General features: G+C 41.3%; 12 protein-coding genes, 1 tRNA gene, 2 rRNA genes and 1 pseudogene. 2 read left to right on the forward strand and 14 right to left on the reverse strand.

The features are described 5' to 3' along the window. Positions 1 to 40: 40 nt before the first annotated feature. From MHH90_RS08015 to MHH90_RS08040, 6 genes are all read right to left on the reverse strand, one after another. Positions 41 to 2,940: ribosomal RNA gene (locus MHH90_RS08015) — 23S ribosomal RNA — on the reverse strand. 146 nt (positions 2,941 to 3,086) lie between these two features. After that, positions 3,087 to 3,159, reverse strand: a tRNA-Ala gene (locus MHH90_RS08020). A 54-nt stretch (positions 3,160 to 3,213) separates the two neighbouring features. Then, a 16S ribosomal RNA gene (locus tag MHH90_RS08025) occupies positions 3,214 to 4,761 on the reverse strand. Together the 16S and 23S rRNA genes with 1 tRNA gene alongside form the textbook arrangement of a ribosomal RNA operon. A 402-nt stretch (positions 4,762 to 5,163) precedes the next feature. Then, positions 5,164 to 5,712: a ribosome hibernation-promoting factor, HPF/YfiA family gene (gene hpf, locus MHH90_RS08030; RefSeq protein ID WP_011680772.1), complete on the reverse strand. Its 549-nt coding sequence runs from the start codon at positions 5,710 to 5,712 to the stop codon at positions 5,164 to 5,166. A 78-nt stretch (positions 5,713 to 5,790) separates the two neighbouring features. Next, complete coding sequence (locus MHH90_RS08035) at positions 5,791 to 6,453, reverse strand: ComF family protein (RefSeq protein ID WP_011680771.1); 663 nt, start codon at positions 6,451 to 6,453, stop codon at positions 5,791 to 5,793. Next, a complete protein-coding gene (locus MHH90_RS08040; RefSeq protein ID WP_011680770.1) occupies positions 6,434 to 7,753 on the reverse strand; it encodes a DEAD/DEAH box helicase in 1,320 nt (439 codons plus the stop codon). Before MHH90_RS08040 ends, MHH90_RS08035 begins: the two co-directional genes overlap by 20 nt. Before the next feature lie 54 nt (positions 7,754 to 7,807). Between MHH90_RS08040 and MHH90_RS08045 the strand changes: the two genes are divergently transcribed. After that, on the forward strand, positions 7,808 to 8,434 hold the full coding sequence (locus MHH90_RS08045) for a YigZ family protein (protein ID WP_011225515.1): 627 nt from the start codon (positions 7,808 to 7,810) through the stop codon (positions 8,432 to 8,434). Between the two features lie 101 nt (positions 8,435 to 8,535). Next, positions 8,536 to 9,462: a cysteine synthase A gene (gene cysK / locus MHH90_RS08050; RefSeq protein ID WP_011680768.1), complete on the forward strand. Its 927-nt coding sequence runs from the start codon at positions 8,536 to 8,538 to the stop codon at positions 9,460 to 9,462. A 166-nt stretch (positions 9,463 to 9,628) separates the two neighbouring features. Here the strand turns inward: cysK and MHH90_RS08055 are convergent. The 8 genes and pseudogenes from MHH90_RS08055 to MHH90_RS08090 form a co-directional block, all read right to left on the reverse strand. Further along, positions 9,629 to 10,289, reverse strand: a pseudogene (locus MHH90_RS08055) (CBS and ACT domain-containing protein). 135 nt (positions 10,290 to 10,424) lie between these two features. Then, positions 10,425 to 11,135 carry an ABC transporter ATP-binding protein gene (locus MHH90_RS08060; RefSeq protein WP_011680767.1) on the reverse strand — a complete coding sequence of 237 codons (711 nt, stop codon included), beginning with the start codon at positions 11,133 to 11,135 and terminating at the stop codon, positions 10,425 to 10,427. Beyond that, positions 11,135 to 11,899, reverse strand: coding sequence for an ABC transporter ATP-binding protein (locus tag MHH90_RS08065; RefSeq protein ID WP_002949740.1), 765 nt, complete (start codon positions 11,897 to 11,899; stop codon positions 11,135 to 11,137). Before MHH90_RS08065 ends, MHH90_RS08060 begins: the two co-directional genes overlap by 1 nt. A gap of 2 nt (positions 11,900 to 11,901) precedes the next feature. Beyond that, positions 11,902 to 12,852: a branched-chain amino acid ABC transporter permease gene (locus tag MHH90_RS08070; protein WP_011225510.1), complete on the reverse strand. Its 951-nt coding sequence runs from the start codon at positions 12,850 to 12,852 to the stop codon at positions 11,902 to 11,904. Between the two features lie 3 nt (positions 12,853 to 12,855). Further along, positions 12,856 to 13,740 carry a branched-chain amino acid ABC transporter permease gene (locus tag MHH90_RS08075; protein ID WP_011225509.1) on the reverse strand — a complete coding sequence of 295 codons (885 nt, stop codon included), beginning with the start codon at positions 13,738 to 13,740 and terminating at the stop codon, positions 12,856 to 12,858. A gap of 43 nt (positions 13,741 to 13,783) precedes the next feature. Next, a complete protein-coding gene (locus tag MHH90_RS08080) occupies positions 13,784 to 14,959 on the reverse strand; it encodes an ABC transporter substrate-binding protein (RefSeq protein WP_087009689.1) in 1,176 nt (391 codons plus the stop codon). 156 nt (positions 14,960 to 15,115) lie between these two features. After that, on the reverse strand, positions 15,116 to 15,397 hold the full coding sequence (locus MHH90_RS08085; protein ID WP_002949736.1) for a YlbG family protein: 282 nt from the start codon (positions 15,395 to 15,397) through the stop codon (positions 15,116 to 15,118). Further along, positions 15,390 to 15,839, reverse strand: coding sequence for a YlbF family regulator (locus MHH90_RS08090; RefSeq protein ID WP_011680764.1), 450 nt, complete (start codon positions 15,837 to 15,839; stop codon positions 15,390 to 15,392). Before MHH90_RS08090 ends, MHH90_RS08085 begins: the two co-directional genes overlap by 8 nt. Positions 15,840 to 15,906 lie beyond the last annotated feature (67 nt).

A 15,906-nucleotide genomic window follows, 5' to 3' on the forward strand; every position in this document is an offset into this window, starting at 1 on the left:
AAGAAACCAAATCGTTGTCAATATATCTCAGTTACATTCGTTGGATAAGTCCTCGAGCTATTAGTATTAGTCCGCTACATGTGTCACCACACTTCCACTTCTAACCTATCAACCTGATCATCTCTCAGGGCTCTTACTGATATAAAATCATGGGAAATCTCATCTTGAGGTGGGCTTCACACTTAGATGCTTTCAGCGTTTATCCCTTCCCTACATAGCTACCCAGCGATGCTCTTGGCAGAACAACTGGTACACCAGCGGTAAGTCCACTCTGGTCCTCTCGTACTAGGAGCAGATCCTCTCAAATTTCCTACGCCCGCGACGGATAGGGACCGAACTGTCTCACGACGTTCTGAACCCAGCTCGCGTGCCGCTTTAATGGGCGAACAGCCCAACCCTTGGGACCGACTACAGCCCCAGGATGCGACGAGCCGACATCGAGGTGCCAAACCTCCCCGTCGATGTGAACTCTTGGGGGAGATAAGCCTGTTATCCCCAGGGTAGCTTTTATCCGTTGAGCGATGGCCCTTCCATACGGAACCACCGGATCACTAAGCCCGACTTTCGTCCCTGCTCGAGTTGTAGCTCTCGCAGTCAAGCTCCCTTATACCTTTACACTCTGCGAATGATTTCCAACCATTCTGAGGGAACCTTTGGGCGCCTCCGTTACCTTTTAGGAGGCGACCGCCCCAGTCAAACTGCCCGTCAGACACTGTCTCCGATAGGGATAACCTATCTGGGTTAGAGTAGCCATAACACAAGGGTAGTATCCCAACAACGCCTCACTCGAAACTGGCGTCCCGAGGTCATAGGCTCCTACCTATCCTGTACATGTGGTACAGATACTCAATATCAAACTGCAGTAAAGCTCCATGGGGTCTTTCCGTCCTGTCGCGGGTAACCTGCATCTTCACAGGTACTAAAATTTCACCGAGTCTCTCGTTGAGACAGTGCCCAAATCATTACGCCTTTCGTGCGGGTCGGAACTTACCCGACAAGGAATTTCGCTACCTTAGGACCGTTATAGTTACGGCCGCCGTTTACTGGGGCTTCAATTCATGCCTTCGCTTACGCTAAGCACTCCTCTTAACCTTCCAGCACCGGGCAGGCGTCACCCCCTATACATCATCTTACGATTTAGCAGAGAGCTGTGTTTTTGATAAACAGTTGCTTGGGCCTATTCACTGCGGCTGACCATCAGTCAGCGCCCCTTCTCCCGAAGTTACGGGGCCATTTTGCCGAGTTCCTTAACGAGAGTTCTCTCGCTCACCTGAGGCTACTCGCCTCGACTACCTGTGTCGGTTTGCGGTACGGGTAGAGTATAATTAACGCTAGAAGCTTTTCTCGGCAGTGTGACATCACTAACTTCGCTACTAAACTTCGCTCCCCATCACAGCTCAATGTTAAAGATATAAGCATTTGACTCATATCACACCTCACTGCTTGGCCAGACACTTCCAATCGTCTGGTTTAGTTAGCCTACTGCGTCCCTCCATCACTATATACTCTAGTACAGGAATATCAACCTGTTGTCCATCGGATACACCTTTCGGTCTCTCCTTAGGTCCCGACTAACCCAGGGCGGACGAGCCTTCCCCTGGAAACCTTAGTCTTACGGTGGACAGGATTCTCACCTGTCTTTCGCTACTCATACCGGCATTCTCACTTCTATGCGCTCCAGCACTCCTCACGGTACACCTTCTTCGCACATAGAACGCTCTCCTACCATACCTATAAAGGTATCCACAGCTTCGGTAATATGTTTTAGCCCCGGTACATTTTCGGCGCAGGGTCACTCGACTAGTGAGCTATTACGCACTCTTTGAATGAATAGCTGCTTCTAAGCTAACATCCTAGTTGTCTGTGCAACCCCACATCCTTTTCCACTTAACATATATTTTGGGACCTTAGCTGGTGGTCTGGGCTGTTTCCCTTTCGACTACGGATCTTAGCACTCGCAGTCTGACTGCCGATTATATCTCATTGGCATTCGGAGTTTATCTGAGATTGGTAATCCGGGATGGACCCCTCACCCAAACAGTGCTCTACCTCCAAGAGACTTAACATCGACGCTAGCCCTAAAGCTATTTCGGAGAGAACCAGCTATCTCCAAGTTCGTTTGGAATTTCTCCGCTACCCACAAGTCATCCAAGCACTTTTCAACGTGCCCTGGTTCGGTCCTCCAGTGAGTTTTACCTCACCTTCAACCTGCTCATGGGTAGGTCACATGGTTTCGGGTCTACGACATGATACTAATGCGCCCTATTAAGACTCGGTTTCCCTACGGCTCCGTCTCTTCAACTTAACCTCGCATCATATCGTAACTCGCCGGTTCATTCTACAAAAGGCACGCTCTCACCCATTAACGGGCTCGAACTTGTTGTAGGCACACGGTTTCAGGTTCTATTTCACTCCCCTCCCGGGGTGCTTTTCACCTTTCCCTCACGGTACTGGTTCACTATCGGTCACTAGAGAGTATTTAGGGTTGGGAGATGGTCCTCCCAGATTCCGACGAGATTTCTCGTGTCTCGCCGTACTCAGGATACTGCTAGGTATAAAGACTATTTCGAATACGAGGCTATTACTCTCTTTGGCCTACCTTCCCAGGTAGTTCTTCTATAATCTTTAAGTCCACGTTGCAGTCCTACAACCCCGAAGAGTAAACTCTTCGGTTTGCCCTCTTGCCGTTTCGCTCGCCGCTACTAAGGCAATCGCTTTTGCTTTCTCTTCCTACAGCTACTTAGATGTTTCAGTTCACTGCGTCTTCCTCTACATTACCTTAACAGTAATGAGTGACAGGCATTACCTGCCGGGTTCCCCCATTCGGACATCTCTGGATCATTGCTCACTTACAGCTCCCCAAAGCATTTCGTCGTTAGTCACGTCCTTCATCGGCTTCTAGTGCCAAGGCATCCACCGTGCGCCCTTATTAACTTAACCTTATTTTGGCCTTTCGACCTAACTCATTAAATATTCACAGCGTTTCGGTTTATTTTCTTGTTACTATCTATATGTAATTACTTACATATGGAATTTGATATAGATATTCAATTTTCAATGGACAATACTTGAATCTTTCGATTCAATGGAGCCTAGCGGGATCGAACCGCTGACCTCCTGCGTGCAAAGCAGGCGCTCTCCCAGCTGAGCTAAGGCCCCACAAGACCTCTCAAAACTAAATAAGAAACTCAAGTACATTCCGTTTTTCCTTAGAAAGGAGGTGATCCAGCCGCACCTTCCGATACGGCTACCTTGTTACGACTTCACCCCAATCATCTGTCCCACCTTAGGCGGCTGGCTCCAAAAGGTTACCTCACCGACTTCGGGTGTTACAAACTCTCGTGGTGTGACGGGCGGTGTGTACAAGGCCCGGGAACGTATTCACCGCGGCGTGCTGATCCGCGATTACTAGCGATTCCGACTTCATGTAGGCGAGTTGCAGCCTACAATCCGAACTGAGATTGGCTTTAAGAGATTAGCTCGCCGTCACCGACTCGCAACTCGTTGTACCAACCATTGTAGCACGTGTGTAGCCCAGGTCATAAGGGGCATGATGATTTGACGTCATCCCCACCTTCCTCCGGTTTATTACCGGCAGTCTCGCTAGAGTGCCCAACTGAATGATGGCAACTAACAATAGGGGTTGCGCTCGTTGCGGGACTTAACCCAACATCTCACGACACGAGCTGACGACAACCATGCACCACCTGTCACCGATGTACCGAAGTAACTTTCTATCTCTAGAAATAGCATCGGGATGTCAAGACCTGGTAAGGTTCTTCGCGTTGCTTCGAATTAAACCACATGCTCCACCGCTTGTGCGGGCCCCCGTCAATTCCTTTGAGTTTCAACCTTGCGGTCGTACTCCCCAGGCGGAGTGCTTAATGCGTTAGCTGCGGCACTGAATCCCGGAAAGGATCCAACACCTAGCACTCATCGTTTACGGCGTGGACTACCAGGGTATCTAATCCTGTTCGCTCCCCACGCTTTCGAGCCTCAGCGTCAGTTACAGACCAGAGAGCCGCTTTCGCCACCGGTGTTCCTCCATATATCTACGCATTTCACCGCTACACATGGAATTCCACTCTCCCCTTCTGCACTCAAGTTTGACAGTTTCCAAAGCGAACTATGGTTGAGCCACAGCCTTTAACTTCAGACTTATCAAACCGCCTGCGCTCGCTTTACGCCCAATAAATCCGGACAACGCTCGGGACCTACGTATTACCGCGGCTGCTGGCACGTAGTTAGCCGTCCCTTTCTGGTAAGCTACCGTCATAGTGTGAACTTTCCACTCTCACACCCGTTCTTGACTTACAACAGAGCTTTACGATCCGAAAACCTTCTTCACTCACGCGGCGTTGCTCGGTCAGGGTTGCCCCCATTGCCGAAGATTCCCTACTGCTGCCTCCCGTAGGAGTCTGGGCCGTGTCTCAGTCCCAGTGTGGCCGATCACCCTCTCAGGTCGGCTATGTATCGTCGCCTAGGTGAGCCATTACCTCACCTACTAGCTAATACAACGCAGGTCCATCTTGTAGTGGAACAATTGCCCCTTTCAAATAAATGACATGTGTCATCCATTGTTATGCGGTATTAGCTATCGTTTCCAATAGTTATCCCCCGCTACAAGGCAGGTTACCTACGCGTTACTCACCCGTTCGCAACTCATCCAAGAAGAGCAAGCTCCTCTCTTCAGCGTTCTACTTGCATGTATTAGGCACGCCGCCAGCGTTCGTCCTGAGCCAGGATCAAACTCTCATTAATACTTTAATAATTGTTCGAGCGTTAACTCATTACCGTCGTCTGACGATTTATTCTTGTAAATTGACAGGTTATAATTCTTCTATCATAACCCTGCACTTGGTTTCTTATTCAGTTCTCAAAGGTCTTTGCCTCTCTTGAGACAACTTCTATATTCTAGCAAAGACAGAATATCTTGTCAACACTTTTTTTGAAGTTTTTTCTCCTCTTCGTGCTGGCCGTCTCTCACGAAACAGCTTATTTATAATATCATCCCTTCTTAAACTTGTCAATAACTTTTTTAAAGTTTTGGAACCTTTACGAGTTAGAGACAAATCGCTTAAGACAACTTTTATATCTTAGCACCCTTTTGGATAGATGTCAAGAGGTTTTAAAAAAATAATAAGCAGGTTTATATCCTACTTATTATTTTGCTTCAATCAAGCCATAGTTACCATCTTCACGCTTATATAGTACGTTAGTTGTATGATCTTTGCTATCAGTATAGATAAAGAAATCGTGTCCCAACAACTCCATTTGAAGAATTGCTTCTTCAACATCCATTGGTTTCAACTCAATATTTTTAATTCTCACAACTTCAACAGCTGGTGCTTCTTCAACTTCTTCTTTATTGAATTCAGTCGAGAACATTTCACCGGTTGGAACTTTCTCACGATACTTACGTGCAATTTTTGTTTTATTTTTACGGATTTGTCTTGCAATCTTATCGACCACTAGGTCAATAGAACCATACATATCTAGTGAAACATCTTCTGCACGTAGTGTTACAGAACCTGTAGGGATAGTAACTTCTACTTTAGCTGTCTTTTCGCGATAAACCTTAAGATTTACTCGTGCATGTAGTTCTTGGTCTTCGTGGAAGTATTTTTCAACTTTGCTAAGTTTACTTTCAACATAGTCACGAAGTGCTTCAGTTACTTCGATGTTTTCACCACGGATACTATATTTAATCATAAAAGACCTCTTTCTCGCTTGTTAGCGTTTTCTTTATCTTTATTATATCCTTTTCATGAAAATTTGCAAGGTTTTTTATTATCTAGCTAAGGAAAATGTCAAAACTTCTTTGACATCTAAATCCTCTAATAGTTTGACCATTTGATACAGGGTAGATCCTGTTGTGTAAATATCATCGATTATGATGATCTTACTTGGTAGCTCAATACCTTTCTTCAAACTGAAAGAATTATCTTGACTTAACCGCTCTTCGCGTGTTCTCGAGGATTGCTTCTCGATCTCTCTTTTTTCAAAAATGTTTTTATAGGGGATTCCCTCTAGTAATCCTTTAACTTGATTGAATCCTCTCTCTTCCAGGCGTTCTTCCGACAAGGGGACAGGTACTAAGATATAACCTTTCTTTAAAAAAGACTTTAAATTGGCTTTAATTTCTTGTTGAAATATTTTTCTAAGACAATAATCTCCCATAAATTTATAGCGACTAAAATACTCTTTCATGTTTTCTTCATAACGATAAATGGCAAAATGTTTTGGAATATAGCCTTTTTTCGCCCAAATTTTGCAATCAAAGCAACTATTTCCATCTATTATTTTATAACAATTTGAACATCTCGCCTTCCCAAGCTTTTTAAATTGAGCTTTACAATCTTCACAAGAATACTCTCTTCTTTGTTTAAACATAATTAAATCACTTAATTGAGCTACTGGTTCAATCCATTCATTACATAGTAGACACTTCATTTTCAAACCCTCCTTTTTTATTCATTGCATTTATTTCTTTCCGACATTGCAACATTGATTTAGATAATCCTTCATGAAAGAAATAGAGTTTCCCTGTAGGTCTCTCGGGCGAACGCCCCACCCTACCACCAATCTGAATAAGACTCGAACTAGTATATAAGTGATGATTTGCCATACAAACAAAAACATCTACTTGTGGAAAGGTAACACCACGTTCGAGAATAGTTGTCGTCACTAAGATTGTCAATTCTTTTTTTCGGAATTTCTCTACGATGGTTGAACGCTCCTCGCTTTTTGATGAAACAAAGGCTATGTTTTCAGTAGGGAGATATTTTTTTAGGGTAATACTAAACTTTTCACCTAATGCTATATTGGGGAAAAAGATTAATAGAGGAAAATTTGATTTACGCTGCTTCTTAATCTGGTGAATTAGAGGCCTTGGAAGCTTCTCGCTCGTCAACGACTTTTGTAACCTTCCTTGCCAAAAGAAACGAGGAAGGACTAGAGGATTTCCGTGGAAACGACTAGCAAGGTGATGCTTTTCTATAGCTCCAAGGCGCACTTGCTCTTCTAAAGCTAATGTAGAAGTTGCTGTCAAGTAAATATACCGGCCTGTTTCCGTCTTTGCCTGTTTAACAGCATGATTTAACATGACATTCCCTACAAATGGAAAGGCATCAACTTCGTCAACAATAATCAAGTCAAAGCTATGATAAAATTTTAGTAATTGATGAGTGGTAGCTATAACGAGCGGACTACCATCATATGGTTCACTATCAGCATGAAGCAGAGAAATACTACAAGTAAAATCTTTCTGCATGCGTAGAAACAATTCTCGACAAACATCAACTCGGGGACTTGCGATGACGACACGATTTTTATTTTCAAGAACATAGGCAACAATATTATAAATCATCTCTGTCTTGCCAGCACCAGTCACTGCATGAACAAGACTGTGTTTTTGATTTTTATAAGTCTTTAAAAGCTTTTCCGAGACCTCATTTTGATAAGGAGTCAGTTTTCCTGACCATTTCAAGACAGGAAAATCTACTTCTGATTTTTCTGAGGGAAAGTAATAGAGTTCTTTTCCTTCTTGGTTTCGACCAAAGACAATACACGCTCTACAATAATACTGACCATTCGGTAATTGCCAATCTTCCTCTATTCGACTATAACATCTTTTACATCTAAGTTTTTTATCAACCTTTATCATACTTTCTAATTTTACAGCCTCTGAGAGATAATCCACTGGTAACTGTTCTTTCGTAAATAGTCGTCCATAATATTCTTTAGGTATCATATCTTTCTATTCGAAAATATGTTTGAATTCACCTTTTTATGATAAAATTTTTTTATGGATTACAAAACAATTGCCAACGATGGAATCGTTGAAGAAGAAATCAAAAAATCTCGTTTTATTTGTCACTTGAAACGCATTAGCAATGAAGAAGAAGGAAGGGAGTATATCGCTCAGATTAAGAAAGAGCATCACAAGGCCAATCACTCTTGCTCTGCAATGATTGTCGGAGAAGATGGTCAAATTAAGCGTTCTAGTGATGACGGTGAACCTTCTGGAACTGCTGGAGTGCCCATGCTCACCGTTCTAGAAAAACAAGGACTTACCAATGTCGTAGCAGTTGTGACTCGCTATTTTGGTGGGATCAAGTTAGGTGCTGGTGGCCTTATTCGCGCTTACTCAGGTAGTGTTGCCCATGCAATCGAAGAAATTGGTCGAGTTGATGTCAAGGAATTAACTGGGCTAACCGTAGAGTTAACCTACTCTCAATATCAAGTCTTCTCCAATTTCCTTGAAAAAGAAGGGATCCAAGAATTTGATACAACTTTCCTATCCGATGTTTCTACAACCTTGTTTGTTGAAGAGTCTGAGATTGAAAGACTTGGTCAAGAGCTTACTGAATTCTATCAAGGAAAAGTAAATTATAAAAAATCCGGTAAGAAAATTGTTGAGATTCCTATCTGATAGTCAAACATTATCACAGTGATAAAGAAGATGTATTTTACAAGTTAGGTCTACCGTCGTATACTTAAAACCATCAATTAAAGATTAAGAGGATTTTGAATATGACAATTTATAATTCAATTACCGAACTTGTTGGAAGAACACCAATTATTAAACTTAATTCTATTGTCCCAGAAGGATCAGCAGATGTTTATGTTAAACTCGAAGCATTTAATCCTGGTTCTTCAGTTAAAGACCGTATTGCTCTTCGTATGATTGAAGATGCTGAAAAAGCTGGAATAATTAAACCTGGTAATACTATTATTGAACCAACTTCTGGTAATACAGGTATCGGTCTTGCTTGGGTTGGCGCTGCTAAAGGTTACAAGGTAGTCATCGTAATGCCTGACACAATGAGTGTTGAACGTCGTAAAATCATCCAAGCCTACGGTGCTGAACTTATTTTGACTCCTGGTAGCGAAGGAATGAAAGGTGCTATCGCTAAGGCTAAAGAAGTTGCTGCTGAGCGCGATGGTTGGGTGCCACTCCAATTTGCTAACCCTTCAAATCCAGCTGCCCATGCTGATACAACTGGTCAAGAGATTCTTGAAGACTTTGGGGCAGATGGTTTGGATGCATTCGTAGCTGGTATCGGTACCGGTGGTACTATTTCGGGTGTTTCTAAAACTCTGAAAGCTGCTAATCCAAACATCAAAGTTTATGGTATTGAAGCTGACGAATCTGCTGTCTTGAACGGTGATAAACCAGGACCACACAAAATTCAAGGTATCTCAACTGGCTTTATCCCTGACACATTGAATACAAAATCATATGATAGCGTTATACGTATTCCTTCTGATGAGGCTATCTCAACATCACGTACATTGGGTAGCAAGGAAGGTTTCCTAGCTGGTATCTCATCAGGTGCTGCTATTGCTGCTGCTCTTAAAGTTGCTGCTGAACTCGGCGAAGGTAAAAAAGTATTGACACTTTTGCCTGATAATGGTGAACGTTACCTTTCTACAACACTTTATGATTTCCAAAACTAACAAAAACAGAAGCTGACATTTAATGTTCTAGCTTCTGTTTTTATTGTTAAAAACTTATAGCCAGCTGTGCTGATCGTTCCAATAGAAAAACAACCCGTTGCTAATATACTGACCTATGGGAGTAGGACACCGAAATAAACTCGTTTAGTCTTGACTCCTTTTCTTATTAGTCTAATTCTTTTGCTTCTGTTTCAGCAATTTCAGTAACTGTAACCCCTGCTTCTACAAAAACTTCTTTAAGGTATTCTGGTTCTACATCCCCTTCAACTTGTAGTTCGACGCAAAGCATGGTATCAGTTTTTGGTGCAACAATTGTACGTTCAATGTTGAGATTTTCACTAGAAATGAGGTTAGCAATTTTTTCCAAAACATGTGGATTATCTGGCACTTCAAGTCCAATACGGATTCCGTCTTGACCATATCCTGAGATTTCCAAAAAAAGCATGGAATACATCTTTATCTGTAATAATTCCAGAAATTTGGTCATTATCTACTACTGGAAGAACTCCAACCTTGTTTTGAAGCATTATGCAGATAGCATCCTCAAGGCTAGCATATTTGGAAACAGTAAGGACATTTTTAATCATGATATCTCCTACTTTTGTCTTGTTAAGGAGATAGTTCATTTCATAAATTGATAAACTTGTTGCTTTTGATGGTGGAGCCTCCGCCATTGTACCTTCTGTAATAAGACCAACCAGTTTGTCGTGTTCAATTACTGGCAAACGACGCAAACCTTTATCACGTATAATGTCTGCAGCAGTTGCAACTGTTGTTTCTGGTGAGACGTAAACCACACGTTTTGTCATAAAATCTTTTACTGCTATGTTTCATTTTCCTCCGAATGATTTCTTACTTGTATTATACCACACTAGTTGTAACCGATTGCATTATTTTGCTGAAAAATTAGTACCTTACAATCAGTCTGAGACTATAGAAAAAACGCCCTTGGGCGCTTTTTCTTATCCTCCAAGATAGGCTTTACGAACTTCGTCTGATGCAAGAAGTTCTTTACCAGTACCTGAAAGAACCACTTTTCCAGTTTCAAGAACGTAACCACGATCCGCAATTGATAATGCCTTATTGGCATTTTGTTCAATCAAAAGAACTGTAGTTCCTTGCGCCTTGATGTCTTCAATAATATCAAAGATTTCTTGAATAAAGATTGGAGCAAGCCCCATTGAAGGTTCATCCAAAAGCAAAAGTTTCGGACGACTCATGAGGGCACGACCCATCGCTAGCATCTGTTGCTCACCACCAGAAAGTGTTGCAGCGTCTTGATTCTTACGTTCTTCTAGACGTGGGAAACGTTGGAAGACTTTTTTCAATAGAGCTGCATTTTCTTCTTTATTTGTATGAAGGAAAGCGCCCATTTCAAGATTTTCCATTACAGTTAATCCTGCAAAGACGTGACGTCCTTCAGGCACTTGAGCCAAACCTTCTGCAACAATCTTTCGAGCAGGTATTTTGTGAATTTCATTTCCAAGGTAAGAAATCGTTCCTTCAGTCGGACGAATAAGACCCGAGATTGTACGAAGAATAGATGTTTTACCTGCTCCATTGGCTCCGATAAGAGTTACAACTTCACCTTCATTAACTTCAAAACTAACGTTTTTAACAGCTTCGATAGATCCATATTTAATTGAGAGATTTTCAACTTTTAACATAGCCATTATGCTTCACCTCCCAAGTAAGCTTCGATAACACGCTTGTTATTCTTAATTTCATCAGGGGTTCCTTCTGCAATCAAGCGTCCATATTCTAAAACATAGATACGCTCAGTGACATCCATGACCAAACTCATATCGTGCTCAATCAAGATAATTGTAATACCGAAATCTTTTTGAATTTGACGAATATGAGCAGTCAACTCAGCTGTTTCTTGTGGGTTCATACCAGCAGCTGGTTCATCAAGGAAAAGAATTTTAGGTTCCGTTGCAAGCGCACGAACAATCTCCAAGTGACGTTGTTGTCCATAAGCCAAGTTTTTCGCAAGCGTATCTGCCTCACCATCCAAGTTAAAGATAGCCAAGAGCTTCATAGCTTTGTCTTTCAACTCTTCCTCACTTGAATAGTACTTAGGCAAGCGCAAAAGAGATGCAAAGAAATTTGAAGGTTGCTTATTTGATAAACCAACAAGAACATTTTCAAGTACAGTCATGTCTTTGAAAAGGCGGATATTTTGGAAAGTACGTGACAAACCGAGTGACGCAATCTTGTAAGGTGCTTTACCGTTGAGAACTATACCATCAAGCGTTACAGTCCCTTCACTTGGCTCATAGACACCAGTCAAAAGGTTGAACAAGGTTGTTTTACCAGCACCGTTTGGCCCTATTAGCCCAACCAACTCACCTTCATTGAGTTCCATTGAAACATCACCAACAGCAGTCAAACCACCAAAGTTTTTAGTTAAATTTTTAACTTCAAGAAGTGCCATTTTTATTTGCCCTCCTTAGATTTATTGAAGAATTTTGAGAGATAGAGTTCTTTTGTTCCAAGAAGCCCACCTGGACGGAAGAGCATTACAAGAATCAAAGCCAATGCGTAAATAATCATACGAAGGTTTGAAACGTTTTGGAGGAACATGTTGATAATACCAAGAACAACAGCAGCAATGATAGTACCTGTAATTGATCCAAGACCTCCAAGAACGGCAATGATAAGGTAATCAATTGATTTCATAATTGCGAAGTCTTTTGGCACAACAGTCCCGATATAGCTGACATAAAGTGAACCAGCAATCGCTGAAATCATGGCACCGATAACGAATATAATAACCTTCAGTTTTGTAACATTGACACCCATTGACTCTGCAGCAATTTCATCTTCACGAATAGTAATTGCTTGGCGACCAGTTGCTGAACGCAAGAAATTGAGTACCAAGATTGTAATAATAACCACAAAGAAATAGATGACAGGCCAGCTTGTATAAGGAAGAATTCCAGTCAAACCAGCGGCACCATTGGTCAATTCACCACCATTAACGATAATGATACGGATAATTTCAGCCATACCAAGAGTTGCAATGGCAAGATAGTCACCTTTCAAACGAAGGGTAGGTATACCAAAAATAAGGGCAACGACAGCTGCGATGATGACACCTACAACCATGGAGAGATAGAAACCATCATAAGTTGGCATCATGCCAGTGATGATAGCTGATGAGTACGCACCGATTGCCATGAAACCGGCTTGTCCTAGTGTAAATTGTCCGGAGAAACCAAGAACTAAGTTAGTACCAAGTCCCATAAGGATTGAAATCCCAATCCCCATTAAGATTTGGATGTAGTAAAGATTCATGATACCTGAAAGTTCAAGACCTTTCAAGATAAGGAAGAGTCCAATGATAAGACCAAACCAAATAAGGTTTACTTTTAGATTTTTCTTCATGTCTTACACCTTCTCTTTCACATTTTTACCAAGAATACCCGCTGGACGAAGCAATAGGATAACTATCAAGACACCATAAACGATGGCATCACGGTAGCTTGATAAACCAATTGCAGTTGACAAAGTTTCCAAAATACCAATAACAAAACCACCGAGTGCTGCACCAGGAATAATACCGATACCACCAAGAACAGCGGCAACAAAAGCTTTAATACCTGGAGTCATCCCCATAAGAGGTTCAATTGAGTTATAGTAAAGACCAATGAGGACACCGGCAGCCCCTGCAAGTGATGATCCAAGAGCAAAAGTGAAGCTAATCGTATTATTAACACTAATACCCATCAACTCCGCTGCATCGCTATCAACAGACACAGCACGCATAGCTTTACCCATCTTAGTCTTCTTAACGATCAATTGAAGAGCAACCATAAGCACAAGAGCAACTACCAAAATGAGCAATTGCACATTTGTAACAGAGATTGAACCAAGATGATAAGTATGCACCTTGATTGATTGTGGGAATGAACGTGTATCTGCACCTACAAAGTAAACCATGATGTACTCAAGAAAGAATGACACACCAATGGCCGTAATCAAGGCAGAAATACGTGTCGAATTACGGAGTGGGCGATAAGCCAAGAACTCGATAACAACCCCTAAAATGGCACATACAATCATGGAAAACACAAGGGCAATCCAGAAGTTCATCTTCAAGCTGTTAATCGCATAGTAACCAACGAAGGCACCTATCATGTAGATGTCTCCATGGGCAAAGTTAATCAATTTGATAATCCCATAAACCATAGTATAACCAAGGGCAAGTAGTGCATAGATACTACCCAAGATGATACCATTGACTAGTTGTTGTGGAAGTTGTTCAAAAAACATATATAACCAAACTTTCTAGTTTATTTTTAGTAAAGATAAGAGCTTATTTTTCAATTTCAACGGCTTCCGCTGAAACCTCTTCACCATTATCTCTTTTAACCATAAGAGCTGCTTTAATAGGGTTATGATCCTTGTCAATTGTCATTTTACCAGTAACCCCAACAAAGTTTTTCAGATTTGCTAAGTTATCAGCAATATCTACTGATGTTTTTGCACCTTTCGATGCTTCTGCAACCATATAAACAGAATCGTAGGCTAGAGCCGCAAACATATTTGGTTCAATTTTGTAAGCTTTCTCATATGCTTTAATGAAACCAGATGCCTTGTCAGAAAGAGCAACATTTGTTGAATATCCTGATACATAGTAGACATTTGAAGCATTCTTTTTACCTGCAAGCTCAGTAAATTTCTCATCACTGAATCCGTCAGGTCCTAAAATTGGTTTATCAATTCCAAGGTCACGTGCTTGTTTTGTAATAATACCAGTCTCAGTATAGTAACCAGGCATTACAACCGCATCATAATCTAGGTCTTTAAATTTAGTCAAAGCTGACTGATAGTCCTTGTCACCTGAAGCAAAGGTAGCTTCAGTAACGATTTGACCTTTATATTTACGCTTGAATTCATCCGCAATTCCCTTTGCATAATCCGAAGCATTATCATAGTAGAGAACTACTTTCTTAGCATTCAAATTATTGTAAGAATAAGCCGCCAAAACTTCACCTTGGTAGCTATCTTTAAAGGTTGTACGAAAAACAAATTTCTTAACTCCGTTAGCATCTACCGTAAGGTCATCCTGTGTACCAGAAGGTGTTATCAAAGGAACCCCTGTTTTTTGTGACACGAGGCTAGCAGCAGCAACGGCTCCTGATGTCGATGGACCAACGATAGCATTTACATTACTCTGAATAGCCAAGTTCGTTGAAGATGTTGAAGCCTCAGCATTTTCAGATTTATTATCTTTTGTGACGAGCTCTATCTTTTTGCCGTCAACGCCACCTGCTTTGTTAATTTCATCAACAGCCAACTTAATACCATTCTGCTCAGACTTACCATAGGCCGCAACAGCACCTGTCAACTCCATGTTAACACCAATTTTGATTGTATCCCCAATCTTAGTACCTTTGGCATTAGCAGTCACATCAGGTGACTTGCCACAGGCAACCAAAAAAATGGAGGCAAAAAAGGCTAGCACAATAAGTGTGATCTTTTTATACATAAGATTTCTCCTTAATATTTTCTTAAAAAAGTCTACCTTATAGGTTACAGAATTATCAGAAAATTGTCAATCATATACAATTATGTTTTATCCCTGGTAATCGATTACATTGCTTTTAAACTAACGTTTAAGTTAAGAAAAAAACTTTTCTCCTAGCTAAAGAGAAAAGTTTTTTAAATGTTCAGGGACCGAGGTGTCGTAACGTTCCAGACTACCTACAAAATCCATATCAATATCAGAATAATAAGAAGGGAGAACTTTTTTGACTGCCTTCATTCCTTCAAGCTCTGTCAAGATGTCCTCAACCCTGTCTTGATCTACATAAAGGTGCACATAACGCATCTTATAAGAATGGTAGACAACATCGCCAAACTTGGCAATTTTACGTAAGTCTCTATTATAGTATAAATAAACAATAATACCTTGGCGCTTAATCACGACTCCTCTCCTCCTTTATGTTAGTGCCACCCTTTTTATGATGAGGTTTATGAGGGGCAAGAGGTAGGCCAGTATCAATGAAAATCTGATTTGAGATAGCTTGAGCAACCTCCTCTCCAAGTGAAGCTAGTATTATCTGCAAATCGAACTCCGCCTGACGATAGCCTATAACCACCTCGTTTAGATCAATTTGGCGCTTCATTCGTAAAACCTGACGTTTCAAGTCTCTCACATCTGCTCTAAAAGCCTCATACCCCTTAGCTTTATCATAACTTTCCTTTAATTCCTGAAATTCCAAGAGTAGCTCTTGAAGTTCTCTGGCATTTTTGAATCTCTGCTGTTTTAAACGGTAATTCTCTACTTCTGGCAATCTTAAAAAATGTAAAACAAGACTGTCTATTGCTTGATCAATAGCAAGTAGCTCCTCATTGATTATTAACATGTTTCCTATTATAACACAAAAAGCCAGATGAAACGGTTCTTATATAAACCGATTAGCATCTGACTTT

Origin of the sequence: Streptococcus sp. FSL E2-3488 (assembly GCF_038003585.1) — a bacterium.
Lineage (GTDB): Bacteria > Bacillota > Bacilli > Lactobacillales > Streptococcaceae > Streptococcus > Streptococcus thermophilus.

Excerpts from the sequence above, each read along its gene's own strand:
- hpf (WP_011680772.1), bottom strand. The coding sequence starts at position 5,712 with ATGATTAAATATAGTATCCGTGGTGAAAACATCGAAGTAACTGAAGCA.
- MHH90_RS08035 (WP_011680771.1), bottom strand. The coding sequence starts at position 6,453 with ATGAAGTGTCTACTATGTAATGAATGGATTGAACCAGTAGCTCAATTA.
- MHH90_RS08040 (WP_011680770.1), bottom strand. The coding sequence starts at position 7,753 with ATGATACCTAAAGAATATTATGGACGACTATTTACGAAAGAACAGTTA.
- MHH90_RS08045 (WP_011225515.1), top strand. The coding sequence starts at position 7,808 with ATGGATTACAAAACAATTGCCAACGATGGAATCGTTGAAGAAGAAATC.
- cysK (WP_011680768.1), top strand. The coding sequence starts at position 8,536 with ATGACAATTTATAATTCAATTACCGAACTTGTTGGAAGAACACCAATT.
- MHH90_RS08060 (WP_011680767.1), bottom strand. The coding sequence starts at position 11,135 with ATGGCTATGTTAAAAGTTGAAAATCTCTCAATTAAATATGGATCTATC.
- MHH90_RS08065 (WP_002949740.1), bottom strand. The coding sequence starts at position 11,899 with ATGGCACTTCTTGAAGTTAAAAATTTAACTAAAAACTTTGGTGGTTTG.
- MHH90_RS08070 (WP_011225510.1), bottom strand. The coding sequence starts at position 12,852 with ATGAAGAAAAATCTAAAAGTAAACCTTATTTGGTTTGGTCTTATCATT.
- MHH90_RS08075 (WP_011225509.1), bottom strand. The coding sequence starts at position 13,740 with ATGTTTTTTGAACAACTTCCACAACAACTAGTCAATGGTATCATCTTG.
- MHH90_RS08080 (WP_087009689.1), bottom strand. The coding sequence starts at position 14,959 with ATGTATAAAAAGATCACACTTATTGTGCTAGCCTTTTTTGCCTCCATT.
- MHH90_RS08090 (WP_011680764.1), bottom strand. The coding sequence starts at position 15,839 with ATGTTAATAATCAATGAGGAGCTACTTGCTATTGATCAAGCAATAGAC.